The sequence below is a fragment of the Parahaliea mediterranea genome, assembly GCF_003402235.1.
Lineage (GTDB): Bacteria > Pseudomonadota > Gammaproteobacteria > Pseudomonadales > Halieaceae > Parahaliea > Parahaliea mediterranea.
Window position 1 is genome coordinate 113,515 of record NZ_QEWO01000002.1, and the last position, 17,090, is coordinate 130,604.

The 17,090-nt window shown below is 65.6% G+C and carries 17 protein-coding genes; 8 read left to right on the top strand and 9 right to left on the bottom strand.

The genetic code is table 11. The features are described from left to right. The first annotated feature begins 10 nt into the window (after nt 1-10). Nucleotides 11-640 (top strand): TetR/AcrR family transcriptional regulator, encoded by a 630-nt coding sequence (locus DDZ17_RS06100; RefSeq protein WP_116365097.1) that lies wholly within the window; start codon nt 11-13, stop codon nt 638-640. A 12-nt stretch (nt 641-652) separates the two neighbouring features. On the opposite strand, the gene DDZ17_RS06105 is transcribed toward DDZ17_RS06100, so the two are convergent. Then, nucleotides 653-1,840 (bottom strand): DUF1214 domain-containing protein, encoded by a 1,188-nt coding sequence (locus DDZ17_RS06105; protein WP_116365098.1) that lies wholly within the window; start codon nt 1,838-1,840, stop codon nt 653-655. Nucleotides 1,841-2,145: 305 nt separating this feature from the next. On the opposite strand from DDZ17_RS06105, the gene DDZ17_RS06110 reads away from it, so the two are divergent. Genes DDZ17_RS06110 through DDZ17_RS06120 form a run of 3 tightly spaced genes read left to right on the top strand, consistent with a single transcriptional unit; the run spans nt 2,146 to nt 4,111 of the window. Further along, nucleotides 2,146-2,748 carry a LemA family protein gene (locus DDZ17_RS06110; RefSeq protein WP_116365099.1) on the top strand — a complete coding sequence of 201 codons (603 nt, stop codon included), beginning with the start codon at nt 2,146-2,148 and terminating at the stop codon, nt 2,746-2,748. After that, the gene (locus DDZ17_RS06115; protein ID WP_116365100.1) at nt 2,741-3,616 is read left to right on the top strand and encodes a TPM domain-containing protein; all 876 of its coding nucleotides are present in this window, start codon (nt 2,741-2,743) and stop codon (nt 3,614-3,616) included. The genes DDZ17_RS06110 and DDZ17_RS06115 overlap by 8 nt, the downstream gene beginning before the upstream one ends. Further along, entirely contained in the window at nt 3,617-4,111 is a 495-nt protein-coding gene (locus DDZ17_RS06120; protein ID WP_116365101.1) for a TPM domain-containing protein, read from the top strand. It begins immediately after the preceding gene. A 33-nt stretch (nt 4,112-4,144) separates the two neighbouring features. Here DDZ17_RS06120 and DDZ17_RS06125 read toward each other — a convergent pair whose 3' ends face one another. Then, the gene (locus DDZ17_RS06125; RefSeq protein WP_241505802.1) at nt 4,145-6,619 is read right to left on the bottom strand and encodes an ABC transporter permease; all 2,475 of its coding nucleotides are present in this window, start codon (nt 6,617-6,619) and stop codon (nt 4,145-4,147) included. A 7-nt stretch (nt 6,620-6,626) separates the two neighbouring features. After that, entirely contained in the window at nt 6,627-7,289 is a 663-nt protein-coding gene (locus DDZ17_RS06130) for an ABC transporter ATP-binding protein (RefSeq protein ID WP_116365102.1), read from the bottom strand. Here DDZ17_RS06130 and DDZ17_RS06135 point away from each other — a divergent pair. The 3 genes from DDZ17_RS06135 (at nt 7,288) to mscL (ending at nt 9,889) form a co-directional block, all read left to right on the top strand. Next, entirely contained in the window at nt 7,288-7,962 is a 675-nt protein-coding gene (locus tag DDZ17_RS06135) for an arylesterase (protein ID WP_116365103.1), read from the top strand. The genes DDZ17_RS06130 and DDZ17_RS06135 overlap by 2 nt on opposite strands. 67 nt (nt 7,963-8,029) lie before the next feature. Beyond that, entirely contained in the window at nt 8,030-9,334 is a 1,305-nt protein-coding gene (bioA, locus tag DDZ17_RS06140) for an adenosylmethionine--8-amino-7-oxononanoate transaminase (RefSeq protein ID WP_241505803.1), read from the top strand. Between the two features lie 129 nt (nt 9,335-9,463). Continuing rightward, entirely contained in the window at nt 9,464-9,889 is a 426-nt protein-coding gene (gene mscL / locus DDZ17_RS06145) for a large conductance mechanosensitive channel protein MscL (RefSeq protein ID WP_116365105.1), read from the top strand. An 84-nt stretch (nt 9,890-9,973) separates the two neighbouring features. Here mscL and ybaK read toward each other — a convergent pair whose 3' ends face one another. From ybaK to DDZ17_RS06170, 5 genes are all read right to left on the bottom strand, one after another. Further along, on the bottom strand, nt 9,974-10,441 hold the full coding sequence (gene ybaK, locus DDZ17_RS06150; RefSeq protein ID WP_116365106.1) for a Cys-tRNA(Pro) deacylase: 468 nt from the start codon (nt 10,439-10,441) through the stop codon (nt 9,974-9,976). Nucleotides 10,442-10,459: 18 nt separating this feature from the next. Further along, on the bottom strand, nt 10,460-10,645 hold the full coding sequence (locus tag DDZ17_RS06155) for a hypothetical protein (protein ID WP_116365107.1): 186 nt from the start codon (nt 10,643-10,645) through the stop codon (nt 10,460-10,462). 62 nt (nt 10,646-10,707) lie between these two features. Next, entirely contained in the window at nt 10,708-12,198 is a 1,491-nt protein-coding gene (gene glpK, locus DDZ17_RS06160; protein ID WP_116365108.1) for a glycerol kinase GlpK, read from the bottom strand. Beyond that, complete coding sequence (locus tag DDZ17_RS06165) at nt 12,198-13,625, bottom strand: aldehyde dehydrogenase family protein (protein WP_116365109.1); 1,428 nt, start codon at nt 13,623-13,625, stop codon at nt 12,198-12,200. The genes glpK and DDZ17_RS06165 overlap by 1 nt, the downstream gene beginning before the upstream one ends. A 110-nt stretch (nt 13,626-13,735) precedes the next feature. After that, on the bottom strand, nt 13,736-14,749 hold the full coding sequence (locus DDZ17_RS06170; RefSeq protein ID WP_116365110.1) for an AraC family transcriptional regulator: 1,014 nt from the start codon (nt 14,747-14,749) through the stop codon (nt 13,736-13,738). Between the two features lie 164 nt (nt 14,750-14,913). Between DDZ17_RS06170 and DDZ17_RS06175 the strand changes: the two genes are divergently transcribed. Beyond that, entirely contained in the window at nt 14,914-16,050 is a 1,137-nt protein-coding gene (locus DDZ17_RS06175; RefSeq protein ID WP_116365111.1) for an acyl-CoA dehydrogenase family protein, read from the top strand. A 56-nt stretch (nt 16,051-16,106) separates the two neighbouring features. On the opposite strand, the gene DDZ17_RS06180 is transcribed toward DDZ17_RS06175, so the two are convergent. Continuing rightward, on the bottom strand, nt 16,107-17,075 hold the full coding sequence (locus DDZ17_RS06180) for an AEC family transporter (protein WP_116365112.1): 969 nt from the start codon (nt 17,073-17,075) through the stop codon (nt 16,107-16,109). Nucleotides 17,076-17,090: the final 15 nt, after the last annotated feature.

Genomic DNA, 17,090 nt, shown 5'->3' on the forward strand with positions numbered 1-17,090 from the left:
CTGCAAGGCAATGACTGACGACGGGGGCAACCGCAGCTATCACCACGGCAACCTGCGGGCAGAACTGCTCGACACCGCCGTGGCGCAACTGCGGGAAAAGGGCGCGGAAGATCTCAGCCTGCGCGCCCTGGCGCGCGCCATTGGCGTGTCCCAGACCGCCCCCTACCGTCACTTTGCCGACAAGGGAGAGCTCTTTGCCGCCATGGCGGCCCGCGGTTACCGCGGGCTGCTCACCGCCCTCAAGCAGGCCGGCAATGTCTCCGGTGACTGCCCGGAAGAGCAACTCACCGCCTTCGCCCACGCCTACGTGGCCTACGCGGTGGAAAACCCCCAGCTGTTCAAGCTGATGTTCGGCCCCAGCACCCAGCCCGCGGTGCAGTACCCCGAGCTGCGCGAAGCCAGCCGCGCCACCTTCTTGCTGGTGCAGAGCATTCTGCGCCGCGGCATGGAACGGCAGATCTTCGCCGAACAGGACCTCGCCTACCTCGCCAACGTCGGCTGGGCCGGCATCCACGGCCTGGCCACCCTGCGGGTGGACGTGCCAGACCTGTTCCAGCGCCACATCGACCTGCAGCGCCAGGTTGACCTCAGCGTTAGCACCTTTATCGCCGGCATTCGCCAGGCACCTGCCAGCGCCTAAGCAAAACGCCAATCAAAGCGATACCACCCGCGCCTGCACCGCCTGCGGCTCGCCCCGCGGCAACAGGTAGCGCCAGTACACCAGGCCCGATACCCGCCCCTCCGTGTGCAGCCAGTTCGGGTGGCCCGGGTCCTCGTGCGCCAGCAGAATGCGAAAGCTCCCGTCGTCCTCGTAAACCAGCTGGTTGCGGTTAAAAGACACCTGGCGCCGGGTGTAGTCGTAGGTCTGCATGAAGCGGTTCCACAGCACCACATTGGCAAACCGGCAGTCTGGAAAGCGGCCGCGAATTTCCAGGGCCTGGCCCGGCATGACGACATAGGGCGCCATGGCGTACCAGGCGCTCAGGTTGCCGTAGCCGCTTTCGCTGCGCCACTGGCCCGGGGCGGCAAACTGGTTGGGCTTTAGGGACACCCAGGGGATGGGCGGGCGCTGGGCCGGATTGGGAATGGCCAGCGGCATCTGCCCGCGAACAAAATTGGCGACGCTTTGCAGCGACAGGGCCACCGCGCTGTCGCCACCCCAGGGCGCCGGTGGCGCCGCGTCAAGGGCCTCGATGGACAGCACCTGGCGCGCGGCGGGGTCACTCATCACACACTGGGGCGTTTCGTAGTAGTGCCGGGTGGTCACCTGGCCGGCCTCGGCGGGCAGCGGCAGCCAGTTGCCACGGGCGGGCTGCTCGCCGCCCAGCAGAATCTCGAAACTGCCGTCCACGGCAACCTCCAGCTCGCGATCGTCCAGCTCGGCGATGGAGGCCGAAGCCGCCCCGCCCTGCCCGCTGCCGGCCTCCACGGTAAACGACGTAAAGGTGGCGCTGCCAAGCTGGCCGCGAATGCGGTAGCGGCCGCCACCCTGCACCGGGGCAAAGTAATAGAGCGCATCGGGGTTGTCCCCCAGCAGCTTGCGGCGCTGGGTCACGTAGGGCACAAAGGCCGGGTGCGCGGTATCGGCCTCCAGCCAGAACTGCAGGCCGGTCTGCAGGATGTGAGCCAGCACGCGCTCGCCCTCGGCCACATCGTCCGGCCGCTCGATGCCATAGGCGGGGCTGATGAACTTCGCCTCAAGCTCCGCCAGGGCCTGGATCAGGTCCGCCATCGCCGTGCGACTGGCACTGTCGCTGCCGGCGGCGCCTGCCAGGCTCGCTCCCAGCATCGACAGGCCGCCAAGGGTACCGGCGCCCTGTAAAAACTCACGTCTATCCATGCTTCGCTCCTGTTGTTATTTTCGCGTTGTCGTTGTCGTTGTCGCTGGGCTTTTTGCTGAGCCTTTACTGAGCCTTTACTGGGCTTTGGCTGGACTTTGACTGGACTTAGATTCGCTTTGCACAGCCGCCGCGCCACACACCCGTGTGTAGCACAGCCCTTTGCGCCGCGGCCAGCGCGGGCCCGGGCAACCCGGCGGATAGTGCCCGCCATGCCAGCCTGCTGAACTGGTCGCTGGCTTGTGGGCACCCGGGGCCGCGGCTACACTCCATGACAAGCCAAGGGGCCCGCAACAGGGAGAGCCACATGCCGCAACGTATCCTCAAACTGACCACCGTCATTCTCGCCCTGCTGGCCCTGAGCGGTTGCGGCTACAACCGCCTCACCGCGGGGGACGAGCAGATCAAGGCGGCCTGGGCCGAGGTGCTCAACCAGTACCAGCGCCGCGCCGACCTCATCCCCAACCTGGTGCGCACGGTGGAAGCCTTCGCCAAACAGGAGCGGGACGTGCTGACCGGCGTGACCGAAGCCAGGGCAAAGGCTGGCAGCATCCAGGTGTCGCCGGAGATGGTGAACGACCCGGCGGCCATGGCGCAGTTCCAGCAGGCCCAGGGCCAGCTGAGCAGCGCCCTGTCGCGCCTGCTGGTGACGGTGGAGCGCTACCCGGAGCTGAAATCCGACGCCAACTTCCGCGACCTGCAGGCCCAACTGGAAGGCACCGAAAACCGCATCACCGTGGCGCGCAACCGCTACATCGACAGCGTGCGCGAATACAACACCCTGGCGCGCTCCTTCCCCACCAACCTCACCGCCATGGTCTTTGGCTTTGAGGTTAAACCTTCCTTCAGCGTTGAAAACGAGGCGGAGCTTGCACGCCCGCCAGAGGTACAGTTCGGCAACGATGGCTGAGCGCTTCCCGGCCGCGCTCCGCAACTGGTGCATAGCGCTCGCCCTGCTGCTGTGCGCGGGCGCTTTGTCGGCCCAGCCGCTGCCAGCGGTCCCAGCGCTGGAGACGCGGGTCAGCGACCTTGCCGGCACGCTCAGCGCTACCCAGCGCCAGGCTCTGGAAGAACGGCTCGCACAACTGGAGGCCGACACCGGCAGCCAGCTGGCCATTCTGATCGTTAACAGCACAGCGCCCGAGGACATTGCCGCCTACGGCATGCGCGTGGTGGAACAGTGGAAGCTCGGCCGGGAAGCCGTTGACGATGGCGTTCTATTGCTGATCGCCAAGCAGGACCGGCGCATGCGCATTGAAGTGGGCTACGGCCTGGAGGGCGCGATTACCGACGCCCAGGCGCGGCGCATCATCAGTGAGCGGATTGCCCCCCACTTCAAGAACAATGACTATGCAGGCGGCATCGACGCCGGCACCCGGGCACTGGAGGCGCTGATTCGGGGGGAACAACTGCCCCCGCCGGAAAAATCCCGGAGTCGCAGCAGTCAGGGCACCGACTGGGGTGCCTTATTGCCGGCTATTTTCGTGCTCGGCTGGATGCTCATCGGCACCCTCCACACCCTGCTCGGCCGCACCGGTGGCAGCATCGGCCTGGCGGTGATAACCGGCGGCCTGACCTGGGCCATCGCCGGCGCAATCGGCCTGGCATTCATCATTGCCATTGTCACCTTCATCGTCGCCATACTCGTACCCGGCGGCAATACCTGGTCCGACCGGGGCGGATTTGGCGGCGGCTATGGCGGCGGCTTCGGAGGCGGCGGCGGCTTTGGCGGCGGAGGCGGCGGTTTTGGAGGCGGTGGCGCCTCGGGAGGGTGGTAAATGCAACATCGCTGGCTGGCCAATCTGCTGACAACCCGCTGGTCGCTGCGCAGGCACTTCCCGCCGGCGGTGCTGGATGCCATCGAACAGGCCATTGCCGCCTCCGAGCAACGCCACAGCGGCGAATTGCGCTTTGCGGTGGAGAGCGCCATGGACCTCGCCAGCCTGGCCCGCGGCCACACCGCGCGCGAGCGCGCCATCGAAGCCTTCTCGCGCCTCCACGTGTGGGACACCGACGCCAACAACGGCGTGCTCATCTACCTGCTGCTGGCGGAAAAGGACATCGAGATCGTCGCCGATCGCGGCTTTAACGGCAAAGTCAGCGCCCAGCAGTGGCAGGCCGTGTGTACCGCCATGGAACAGGCCTTCGCCGAGGGGCACTACGAACAGGGCACCCTCGCCGGCATCGAGGCCATCTGCGTCCTCATCCGCGCGCATTTTCCGCCGAAAGCTGGCGACGAGAACGAGCTGCCGAATCGGCCGGCGGTGCTGTAATACCGGCCCGAAGCGGCAGAACGGCAGCGATACTTACAATTCCCGCAACACCGCCAGCGGCGGGCTCGATACCACGCCCCGGCAGCTGTACACCCCCAGCGCGCCAATCAGTAACATGCCACTGGTAATGCCAATCGGCCACAACCACGGCGAGGGCACGTAGCGCATATCCAGCACCCAGGCCTGCAGCAGGTACACGGAAAACTCCGCCGCCACCGTGGCCAGCAGCCCGGCAAACAGCCCGAGGGTGGCAAACTCAATGGCCAGGCCGCCAAGGATCAAACCGCGCCGGGCGCCCAGCGCACGCAGCACGGAGCTTTCGTGCAGGCGCGAATCAACACTGGCGCGCACCCCCGCCACCAGCACCAGGGCGCCGGCGGCCAGAATAACGCCCAACACCAGTTCGATGGCCGCGGACACCTGATCCACAATCCCCCGGACCTGCTCCACTACAACATCCATCTCGATGACGGTCACGGTGGGAAACCGGCGAATGAACTGATTGAGGAAGGACTTTTGCCCCGGGTCCAGGTGAAAACTGGTCATGAAGGTCGCAGGAAAGTCCGACAGCACCCGGGGCGGGAACACCATGAAGAAATTGGGCCGGAAGGACTGCCAGTCCAGCTTGCGGATGCTGGCGACGGTAACCTCCAGCGGCTCAGAGCCAATCAACAGGCCGATGCGATCGCCAACCGCCACCTCCAGGCGCTGGGCGAACTCCTCCTCCAGCGACACCAGCGCCTCGTCCGTACCCGCCGGCCACCACTGCCCCGCTACCAGTTGATTGCCCGCCGGCACCGTGTCGGACCAGGTGAAATTGGCGCCGCGCTGGTGGCGCTCGCTCTCGCCTGTCGCGTCTTCACGCGCCGGCAGGGCCTGCCCGTTGACCGCCATCACCCGCCCGCGAATCATCGGGTACAGGGCTTCGCTCGGCACATCGCTGCGGCGCAGCATCTGCTCAATGGGCTGCACGTCTTCGGGGGCAATGTTGAGCATGAAGTGATTGGGCGCATCGGCGGGCAACTGGGCCTGCCACTCGCGAATGAGCGAGGTGCGCACCAGCACCAGCACCAGCAGCAACATAATGGCCATGGCAAAAATCACCACCTGCAGGGCATTGGCAGTGCCCCGCCGCTGCAGGCCAGCCAGGGCCAGGCGCCAGATGCTGCCGGCACTCATGCCCACCAGGCGGCCGCCGCGCAGCAGGGTAAGCGCCAGGCCCAGGCCCAGCACACCGGTCACGCCAAGGCCCAGCAGCAGCGCGCCGGTCAGGCGCAGGTCGCCGCTGTACCACCACATCAGGCCCGCCACGGCGACAAAACCCAGCAGGTAGTCGCCCAGCGTGCGGCGGTTTTCACTGGGCATGTCGCGGCGCAACACCCGCAGCGGGCTGGCCTGGCCCAGGCGGCGCAGGGGCGGCCAGGCAAAACACAGCAGGCAGGTAAAGGCGGTGGCAAAGCCAATGGCGTAGGGCCTGGGCCCGGCGGGGCCCGGCATCACCGGCAACTGGTCGGCAAACAGGGCGAAGAACACCGCCTGCAGCGCCCAGCCGGCGGCGCAACCGATGGCGGTGGCCACCAGCCCCAGCAGCACCAGGCTGCTGCCGTACAGGCGGTTGATAACCCGGGCCTGGGCGCCCAGGCTCTTCATGATGGCCACATAGTCGGTATGTCGCTCGCTGAAGCGGCGCGCGGCCAGGGCAATGGCCACCCCCGCCAGTACCACCGCCAGGCTGCCGGCCAGCAGCAGGAAGCGCTCGGCCCGGGAAAGCGCGCGCCCCACCCCGGGCTGTCCCTGGTCCACATCCAGCAGGCGCTGGCCGTTTTCCAGCTGCGGTTGCAGCCAGGCGGTAAAGGCGGCAACGGTTGCGGCATCACCGGCATAGAGCTGCCGATACTCCACCCGGCTGCCGGGTTGCACCACGCCGGTGGCGGGAATGTCGCTGTAGTGCATCAATACACGGGGGCCAAAGCTGGCCAGCCCCGCCGCCTGGTCGGGCTCGGTGCGGGTGGCGGCCACCACGGTAAATTCCGCCTCGCCGATGCTGACGCTGTCCCCCACTGCCACATCGAGCAGGGCGAACAGCCGCGAATCCAGCCACACGGTGCCGGGCTGCGGGCCTTGGGCCGCCGATAGCACCTCGCCGAAAGGCTCGCTGCTGTAGGTCAACTCACCGCGCAGGGGGTAGCGGTCGCTGGCCGCCTTGACAGACGCCAGCACCATGGCCTCGTCGCCGGCATAAATCATGGAGGGGAAGGACAGGGTGGTTGCCGTCTGCAGGCCCCGTCGCCCGGCCTCTTCCAGCAACGTTGCGGGGGCCTCGCGGCTGCTGCGCAGCACGGCGTCGGCGGCAAGAAAGCGGTGGCTCTCCTGTTCCAGCGCCGACTGCAGCCGCGTGGTAAAGGCGCTGATGCCCGTCACCACGGCCACCGCCAGCACCAAGGCGGCCACCAGAATGCCCAGCTCGCCGCCGCGCCAGTCCCGGGCCAGCATGCGCCTGGCGGTCATCGCCATCTCAGCCCACCACCAGCTCGCCCGCCTCAAGCTGCAGGCGGCGCTGGCAGCGCTGGGCCAGCTTGAGGTCGTGGGTCACCAGCACCAGGGTGGTGCCGTGTTCTTTGTTCAATTCAAACAGCAGCTCAATGATGTGCTCGCCGGTGCGGCTGTCGAGGTTGCCGGTCGGTTCGTCGGCAAACAGGATGTCCGGCCGCGAGGCAAAGGCCCGGGCAATGGCCACGCGCTGCTGCTCGCCACCAGACAGCTGGCGCGGGTAATGGTCCAGTCGCTGGCCCAGCTCCACCCGCTGTAGGAAGTGTTCAGCCTGGTTCAGGGCATCCTGCTGGCCTTTCAGCTCCAGGGGCAGCATCACGTTTTCCAGGGCGGTGAGTGCCGGCAGCAGCTGGAAGGACTGGAACACAAAACCGACATTTTCCGCGCGAAACGCAGCGCGGCCGTCTTCATCCAGGGCGGACAGGTCTGTGCCGCCAATCACCACGCGGCCGGCGGAGGCCTCATCCAGGCCCGCCAGCAAGCCCAGCAGGGTGGACTTGCCCGAGCCGGAGGCGCCGACAACGGCAACGGTTTCCCCCGACTTGATTTCGAGGTTGATCCCTTTCAGTATCTCCAGCTCGCGCCCGCCCACGGGCACCGTTTTCTGAAGATTCTCGGCTCGTATCATGCGAACTCCCCTGGCGTCATTGGCACTCACCCTGTTACGGAATACCCTGCTGACCGGATGGCTTTGCCTGCTGCTGGTGGCGCAGGCCCAAACACAAACACAAGCCCAAACCCAAACCCAAACCGAGCCCCGCACAGTGATGGTGCTGGGGGATAGTATCAGCGCGGCCTATGGCATGTCTCTGCAACAGGGCTGGGTGAGCCTGCTGGGAGATGAACTGGCTGAGCGCGACCCGCCCTGGCAGGTGGTGAACGCCAGCATCAGCGGCGACACCACCGCCGGCGGCCTGCGCCGCCTGCCGGCGCTGCTGGACACCCACCAGCCACAGCTGGTGATTATTGAACTTGGCGGCAACGACGGGCTGCGCGGCTATCCCACCACCAAGCTGAAGGACAACCTGGTGCAAATGGCGCGGCTGTCCCGCGAGGCCGGGGCCCGTGTGCTTATTCTGCCGATGGAGATTCCGCCCAATTACGGCCCGCGCTACACGCGGGCGTTTCGCGAGAGTTTCAGCGCCGCCGCCCAGCAGGCAGGCGCCACCCTCGGCCCCTTCCTGCTGGACGGCGTGGCCACCGACCCGGCGCTGATGCAGGGCGATGGCATTCACCCCACCGCCGAGGCTCAGCCACTGCTGCTGGATAACCTGCGCAAATCCATCGCGAAGCTGCTGTAAATGGCGGAAATGCTGTAAATGGCGGAGCTGCTGTGAATGGCGAACTACTGAAAATCGTGGAGCAACTGTGAACGACAAGGCAAGCACCTGGAACACGCTGCAAGCGGCGGACCGCGCCACCCTGTGGCACCCCTATGCCTCGGCGACCCGCGCGGCGGATGCCTACCCCGTGGTGGGGGCCCGGGGCGTGCGCCTGCAACTGGCCGACGGGCGCGAGCTGATCGACGGCATGGCCTCCTGGTGGTGCGCCATTCACGGCTACAACCACCCGGTGATCAACCGCGCCCTCAACGAACAGCTGGAGCAGATGTCCCATGTGATGTTCGGCGGCCTCACCCATCCGCCAGCGGTGAAGCTGGCCGGCATCCTCCTTGACCACACCCCCGCCAGCCTCTGCCGCGTGTTTTTCAGCGACTCCGGCTCGGTGGCGGTGGAGGTCGCCCTGAAAATGGCCATCCAGTACTGGTATTCGGTGGGTCGGCCGCAAAAACAGAAGCTGGTGGCCCTGCGCAACGGCTATCACGGCGACACCTTCGGCGCGATGGCCGTGTGCGACCCGGTCACCGGCATGCATCACCTGTTTGGCGATGTGCTGCCGCAACACCACTTTGCCCCCGCCCCCGACTGCCCGGTGGACGGCCCCTGCAGCGATGGCGAGATCAAACCCATGGCCGACCTGCTGGCGGCCCACCACCAGGACATTGCGGCAGTGATCGTGGAACCGGTGGTACAGGGCGCCGGCGGCATGCGCTTCTACTCGCCGGAATACCTGGTGAAACTGCGTGCGCTGTGCGACGCCTTCGATGTGCTGCTGATCTTCGATGAAATTGCCACCGGCTTTGGCCGCACCGGCAAACTGTTCGCCCTGGAGCACGCCGGGATCGAGCCGGATATCCTGTGCCTGGGCAAAGCACTCACCGGCGGTTACATGAGCCTGGCCGCCACCCTGTGCAATCAGCGCATTGCCGAGGGCATTAGCGAGGGCGAAGCCGGCGCCTTCATGCACGGCCCCACGTTCATGGGCAACCCGCTGGCCTGCAGCGCCGCCATTGCCAGCACCGAGTTGCTGCTGTCACAGCCCTGGCAGCGCAGTGTGCAGCGCATCAACGCCGCCCTGGAGCGAGGGCTCGCGCCGGCGCGGGCGCTGCCGGCTGTGGCCGAGGTACGCACGCTGGGTGCCATCGGGGTGATTGAACTCAAGCAGGCGGTGGATATGGCGGTGGTGCAGCCGATGTTCGTCGAACGCGGCGTGTGGGTGCGACCCTTTGGCAAACTGGTGTACGTGATGCCGCCGTTCATCATGAACGATGAAGACCTGGCCACCCTGAGCGCCGCAATGGTCGACGTGGTAACCGTGTTGGGAGAACACTGACACTCTGCAGCGCCGTACCTGGCCTGCTATGCGGCTTCATAAAAAGCGCTGCCCCAATCGACGAAATTTCCCTATCATGATCTGACCGCTACAACTGCGGCTACATAACAACCTCATGAGGGAAGCAACATGGGAATGATCAGCGAGTTCAAGGAATTTGCCGTCAAGGGCAACGTGGTGGACATGGCGGTCGGCATCATCATCGGCGGCGCCTTTGGCACCATCGTCAAGAGCCTGGTGAGCGATGTCATCATGCCGCCCATCGGCCTGCTGCTGGGCGGGGTGGATTTTTCCAACCTGTTCCTGGTGATCAGCGGCGATGGCAACTACCAGACTATCGAACAGGCTGCTGCGGAAGGTGCCGTTACCATTAACTATGGCGTGTTCATCAACAACCTTGTGAGCTTCCTGATTGTGGCGCTTGCGGTATTCCTGCTGGTGAAAGGCATCAACAGCCTGAAGCGCAAGGAAGAAGAGGCCCCTGCCGCCCCCGCCGAACCGAGCGAGGATATTCTGCTGTTGCGCGACATTCGCGACAGCCTGAAAAACCGCTGATGACACGCCCGCCCGGCTCATGGAGCCGCCTTCGCGCGGGCTCCCTGGCCGGGGCGGGCGCAGGCCCTGTCACCGCCGCCTGCTTCACTCGTTGCAGAGGTCGGCCAAAACACCCCCAGTGATGGCCAGCAGGTCACCCGGCGCCAATTGGATTTCCAGCCCGCGCCGGCCGGCGCTGACGTAGATGTTGGCAAAGGCGCCGGCACGCGCATCGAGCAGGGTACGCAGGGCTCGCTTCTGCCCCAGCGGGCTGACCCCACCGAGCACGTAACCGCTGCTGCGCTCTACCTGCTTACCATCGGCCATGGCCGCCTTCTTGGCACCGGCGGCGCGGGCCAGTTTTTTCAGGTTGAGCGTGTGCTCCACCGGGATGATGGCCACCACCTGTTCCGCGCCCGCTTCCGCCACCAGGGTCTTGAAGATCTGCTGCGCGGGCACACCCAGCTTTGCGGCCGCCTCCAGGCCGTAGGACACAGCGCCCGGGTCGTGACTGTATTCGTGAATGGCAAAGGCAATGCCCGCCCTGCGGGCGGCTTCAATCGCGGGGGTCATGGTGGGGCAAACTCGTGTTCAGTGGGCTTTGGTTTTTTCCACGCCGCAGCGGCTGCAGCGATAGCGTGTCACCAGTTTGCCCTGCTTGACGTCGAATTGCTTGGCCTTGTCCACCACCCATTTGTGGTGGCCGTGCTTGCACAGGGTTTTGCCCTTGTGCTTGTCCTGCAGGGAGGGTCGCTTGAAGGGAAGTATGTCGGCCATGGGCGCTGTCTATGGGCTAGGGCTAGAACAAAGGACTAGGACAACGGCTTAACACAGTGCGGTTACAGCAAGGTGCGCTCCAGCGCTTTCTGCCAGCTGGCAAAGCGCTGGCGACGCCGGTGGGGTGTCATGCCAACCCGAAAGGCCTGATCTTCCTGCCAGATCTTGCGGATATCCCCCACGCCATTCCACAAACCCACACCGAGCCCGGCCAGGTAGCAGGCGCCAGCCACGGTGGTTTCTATCACCTGCGGGCGAATCAGCTTGCGGCCCAGTACATCGGCCTGAATCTGCATCAACAGGTTATTGGCGGCGGCGCCACCATCCACCCGCAGGGGCTTCATGCGCTTGCCGAGGTCGCGCTCCATGGCCAGCAGTATGTCGGCATTTTGCAGCGCCATGGCGTCCAGGGTTGCCCGGGCGATATGGCCACGCTGGGTGCCACGGGTCAGGCCGCCCAGCATGCCGCGGGCGTCGGGGGCCCAGTGGGGCGCACCAAGGCCTGTCAGGGCGGGCACAAACTCCACCCCACCATGGTCGTCCACTTCCCTGGCCAGAGCCTCCACATCCGCGGCCTTGCGAATCATCTGCATCTGGTCACGCAGCCACTGCACCGCCGCGCCACACACAAAGGCGCCGCCTTCCAACGCATAAACCGGCTTGCCGCCCTCCCCCAGCTGCCAGGCCAGGGTGGTGAGCAGGCCAGAGCGCGACAGCAATTGCTCGCTGCCGGTATTCATCAGAATGAAGGAGCCGGTACCAAAGGTGCACTTGGCATCGCCGGCGGTAAAACAGGCCTGGCCGAACAGGGCCGCCTGCTGGTCGCCAGCCACCCCGGCAATGGGAATGCCATCCGGCAAGCCCTGCACGGCGCGGGTATGGGCCAGCACTGCACTGGAGGGCACCACCCGGGGCAGGATGTCCTTGGGCACTTCAAACAAATCCAGCAGTTCGCTGTCCCAGTCGCAGCGCTTCAGGTCCATCAGCGAGGTGCGCGAGGCGTTGGAAACATCGGTAACGTGGGTGTCGCCGCCGGACAGCTGCCAGATCAGGTAGCTGTCCACGGTGCCCGCGGCCACTTTGCCCGCGCGCAGTTTGCGGCCGATACCGCGGGTATTGTTCAGCAGCCAGCGAAACTTGCTGGCGGAAAAATACGGGTCGAGCACCAGGCCGGCTTTGCGCCGCACCATTTTTTCATGCCCTTGGGACTTTAACCGCTCGCAGAATTCCGTGGTGCGCCGGCACTGCCAGACAATCGCATTGTTGAGCGCATCGCCAGTGTCGCGATCCCACAGCAGGGCTGTTTCGCGCTGGTTGGTAATGCCAATGGCGGCAATATCCGTCGGCTTGCACACGCGCTTGCGCAGCACCGCGCGAATGCCCTTGTGCACCGACTGCCAGATATCGGAGGGGGCATGTTCCACCCAGCCGGGCTGGGGGAAATGCTGGGGAAACTCAACGTTGACGCTGGCGCGAATTCGCCCCCGGCCATCCATCAGGGCGACGGTTGAGCCGGTGGTTCCCTGATCGATGGCGAGGACGAAGTCAGCCATCAGGCGGCGTAGCCTTCTACAGCCTTGATTTCGAGGAAATCGGTAAAGCCGTGGGCGCCCCACTCGCGTCCGTTACCGGACTGCTTGAAGCCGCCGAAGGGCACATCAAAACCGCCCGAGGCGCCGTTGATGTGAACGTTGCCGGCGCGGATGCGCGAGGCCACTTTGCGCGCGTGCTCGATGTCGCCGCTCTGCACATAGCCCGCTAGGCCGTAGGGCGTGTCGTTGCCGACACGGATGGCCTCTTCCTCGGTGTCGTAGGGGATCATCACCAGCACCGGGCCGAAGATTTCCTCGCGGGCGATGGTCATGTCGTTGTTGACGTTGGAGAACACCGTGGGGCGAATGAAGTAACCCTTGTCGATGCCTTCCGGGCGGCCGGGGCCGCCAACAACCAGCTTGGCGCCCTCTTCAATGCCTTTTTCGATCAGGCCCTGGATTTTGTTGAACTGCACTTCGGAGACCACCGGGCCCATGGTGGTTTTGTCGTCCTGTGGGTCGCCCACCACCACAGAGGCCGTTACCGCCTTGGCGATTTCCTCGGCCTGCTCCAGCATGGCCCGGGGCACCAGCATGCGCGAGGGCGCATTGCAGGACTGCCCGGTGTTGTTGTACATGTGCAGCACGCCGCGGGTAACGGCCGCTTCCAGGTCGGCATCGTCGAGGATGATGTTGGGCGACTTGCCACCGAGTTCCTGGGCCACGCGCTTAACGGTGGGGGCCGCATTCTGGGCCACCAGGGTGCCGGCGCGGGTGGAGCCGGTGAAGGACATCATGTCCACGTCGGGGTGCTGGCTGAGGGCCGTGCCCACGCCCGGGCCGTCGCCGTTGACAAGGTTGAACACGCCGGCGGGAACGCCCGCCTCGTCCATGATCTGGGTCCACACGTAGGCAGACAGGGGCGCCACTTCGCTGGGCTTTAGGATCATGGTGCAACCCACGGCCAGTGCCGGGGCCACCTTGCAGCCAATCTGGTTGACCGGCCAGTTCCAGGGGGTGATCAGGCCGCAGACGCCGATAGGCTCCTTGAACACGCGGTGCGGGCCCAGGTCTTCCTCGAATTTAAATTCCTTGAGCACGCGCAACGCTTCCTGCAGGTGGCCAAATCCGGCCATGGCCTGGGCTTCTACCGCCAGCTTCTTGGGCGCGCCCATTTCTTCGCTGATGGCCGCGGCCACGTCGTTAAAGCGTTTTTCGTACACGGCAACGCAGGACGCCAGCAGGTCGATGCGCTCCTGGCGCGCGCTGTAGCCGTAGGTGTCAAAGGCCTTGCGCGCGGCGGCCACGGCCAGGTCCACGTCAGCCGCAGAGCCAATGCTGATGACGCCGCAGGCCTGTTCCGTGGCGGGGTTGATCACTTCCAGGGTGCGCGGAGTCACCGGGTCGACCCACTGACCATTGATATAAAACTGGGTGTATTCGTGCATGGTTATTCTCCGATTGTGAATTTGCGGGTTGATGTAATTAGCATAATCGTACAGTGGCACAGAGGCGCTAGTGTAGCACCGCCGGGGGGCGAGGCTACCACCCCAAGGGGTTATCGGCGCCGCGCCCGGCGATAGGCCAGCGGCGACATGCCAGTCCACAGTTTGAACGCGCGGGAGAAGGCCGGTTCCGTCATCGCCAGCGACTGGGCCACTTCGCCGATGGGGCCGTTGCCCTCCAGCAGCATGGCCTCTGCGCGATCGCGCCGATACTGCTCGCGCAGGCGGCGGAAGCTGCTGCCCTCGCGCTTCAGCTGGCGGTGCAGGGTGCGGCTGCTCATGTGCCACTGGCCGGCCAGGGCCTCCAGGCTCAGGTCCGCCTGGGCATCGGCCAGCGCCCGCAACACCCGGGCGCTGACGCTGTCGGCAAAAATCTGCTTCACAAACCACTCATCCGGCAGGCGCTGAAGATAGCGGCGCAGGTCGCGCCGGGAACGGATCACCGGCGCGCGCAACCAGGCGCTGTCCACCTGGATGCTGCTGATGTCTTGGCGGTATTGCACCGGGCCCGGGAACATCAGACGGTATTCGGCCCGGTGAGCCGGCGCGGCAAAGCGAAAGGCCGTGCGCAGCAGCGGCATGCGCTCGCCGATCAACCAGTTGCAGAAGCGGTGCCAGATGAGCAGCATGAATTCTTCCAGCAGGTGGTCCGGGTCGGCCTCTGGCTCGGCCAGGCGCAGGGCCAGTTCGCAGTGTCCGCCCTCGCGCAGTTCCCAGCGCAGGGCCGGCGAGGTCAGGTTGTAAAAGCGCACCGAGTAGCGCAGGGCCTCCCCCAGGGTGGCGCTGTCCACCATCTGCCGGGCCATCAGGGCAAAGGTGCCAAAGCGGTGGGCGCCGGCGCCAAAGCCCATCAGTTCATCGTCCAGTTCCCGCCACACTAGGCGCATCAGCGCGCCCAGTTGCACCGGGCTGATACGCACCCGCCCCTCATCCAGCAGGTCGCGGTTCAGGCGCACCGCCTGCAACAACTGGTCCTGCGCCACGCCGAGCGCCGTGGCGCGCGCCACCAGCACACGGGCGAAGTGCGTGGCGATGCCGGGGCGGTGAAGATCGGCCAGTGTTGTCATGTAATGGTAATTCCGTTGCAACTGCCGGCGCTTTATACCTTAACTGCACAGCAATTGACCACCGGCTGTCGTCTACGATCAAAAATTGGCGGGTTGCGTCATTGTCTTGCCAGCGGCTTTTACTCACACTTTCGCCTTTCCCACGCCCGCGATGGAGCACCGTTATGGACAAAGAAGAATTGACCCTGTTTCGCGATATGGCCCGCCGTGCCTTCGAGCAGGAAATCGCCCCCCACTTTGAAGCCTGGGAAGAGCAGCACATGGTGCCTCGCGAGCTGTGGAACACCCTGGGCGCCGCCGGGCTGCTGTGCCCGGACGTGGACGAAGCCTACGGCGGCGCCGGCACCAGCGCCCACGTGACCCTGGCGCTGATCGAAGAACTGTCCGCCATGGGCTTTGGCGGCATTGCCACCGGCACCGGCATTCACTCCAACATTGTGGCGCCCTACATCAGCCGCCACGGCAGCGAGGCACAAAAGCAGCAGTGGCTGCCGAAGATGGTCAGCGGCGAAGCCGTGGGCGCTCTGGCCATGACCGAGCCCGGCGCCGGTTCTGATGTGCAGGGCATTCGCACCACCGCCGTGCGCGACGGCGACGAGTGGGTCATCAACGGCTCCAAGATCTTCATCACCAACGGCATTCACGCCGATCTGGTAATCGTGGCCGCCCTCACCGACCCGGGCAAGGGCGCCAAGGGCACCAGCCTGTTCCTGGTGGACGCCAGCCTGCCGGGCTTTGAGAAGAGCAAGAAGATCGAGAAGATCGGCCAGCACACCTCCGACACCGCCCAGCTGTTCTTCCAGGATCTGCGGGTACCGGCCGATGCGCTGCTGGGCGAAGAGAACAAGGGCTTTGTCATCATGATGGAAGAGCTGCCCAGGGAGCGCCTCGGCATTGCCGCCCAGGCGATTTCCGCCGCCGAGGGCGCCCTGGCCCACACCATCGAATACGTGAAGGAGCGCAAGGCCTTTGGCCAGAGCGTGAGCAGCTTCCAGAACACCCGCTTCAAGCTGGCGGACGTGCGCACGGAAATCGCCCTGAACCGCGCCCTGTACGAGCAGTGTGCCGACGAGTACACCCGCGGCGAACTGGGTGCCGACAAGGCGGCCATGCTCAAACTGGCAGCCTGCGAAATGCAGTGCAAAACCATCGACGACTGCCTGCAGCTGTTCGGCGGCTACGGCTACACCACCGAGTACCCCATCTCCCGCTACTACACCGATGCCCGCATCCAGCGCATCTACGGCGGCACCTCGGAGATCATGCGCGAGCTGGTGGCCCGCTCCATCCTCGGACGCTAGCCCGCAAGCCCGGCACCCCCGGGCCGGCTTTACCTACCAGCTGGCCTGCCACCGGGTTAGGCCAGCTCTCCCACCAGCCCCAGCGATACCAGCACGCTGAAGCCCACTGTCACCGTCAGGCCACACAGCAGCGTGGTGAGAATGATGATATTGGCCGCCAGGGTGCCGTTGCCCCGGGCCGCCACCACCATCACGAAACTGGCCGCCGCCACCGGCGCCGCCAGCAGCAGGAAGATCACCCCCAGGGCCTGCCCCCGCACTCCCATCAGCAAACCGAGGCCCAGGCCAATGGCCGGGCCCACGCACAGGCGCCAGGCCGCCGCCTCCCAAGTCATGCGCCCAAGTCGGTGCAGGGTATTGAGCTGAATCGCGCCGCCAATGGCCAGCAGCGTGAGGGGAATGAAGTAACTGGAAATGGCCGACGACACCGCCGGCACCAGGGCCGGCACGGGCAGGCCCAGCAGGGAGACGGCCACCCCAAGGCCAATGCCTATCAGCAACGGGTTGCGCAGCATGCCCAGCACCATCGCCCGCGGCGAGCGCTGCCCGCCCAGGGTGGCATTGAGCACCGCTACCGCCAGCACGTTGTAGAGGGCGGTCATCACCGCCAGCGGCAGCGTGGCCAGGGCCAGCCCCGGCTCGCCGTAGGCGGCGTGACACAGGGCAATGCCGACAATGGCGAGGTTGGAGCGATAGGATGCCTGCACGAACACCCCGGCATCCCCCAGGGCAAAACCGCGCCAGCGGCAGTAGGCGGCGCTGGCCAGCAGGGTGGCGATGGTGGCGGCAACACCGGCCATCAGGTAGCGGGCATCGCCGAGTTGCCGGTAGTCCACCGTCGCGGCGCTGGCAAACAGCAGCACCGGCAGCACGGCCATAAAGGCAACGCGGGATATCACATCCACATGGCGCTGCTGGATCAGCCCCACACGGCGCAGCAGCACACCCAGCAGCACCCACCCGAAGGTGGGGCCGCTGACCGAAAGTGCCGTTACGATGAGTTTGAGGGTATCGCTATCCGCCAAAAAGTGGGTACTGCC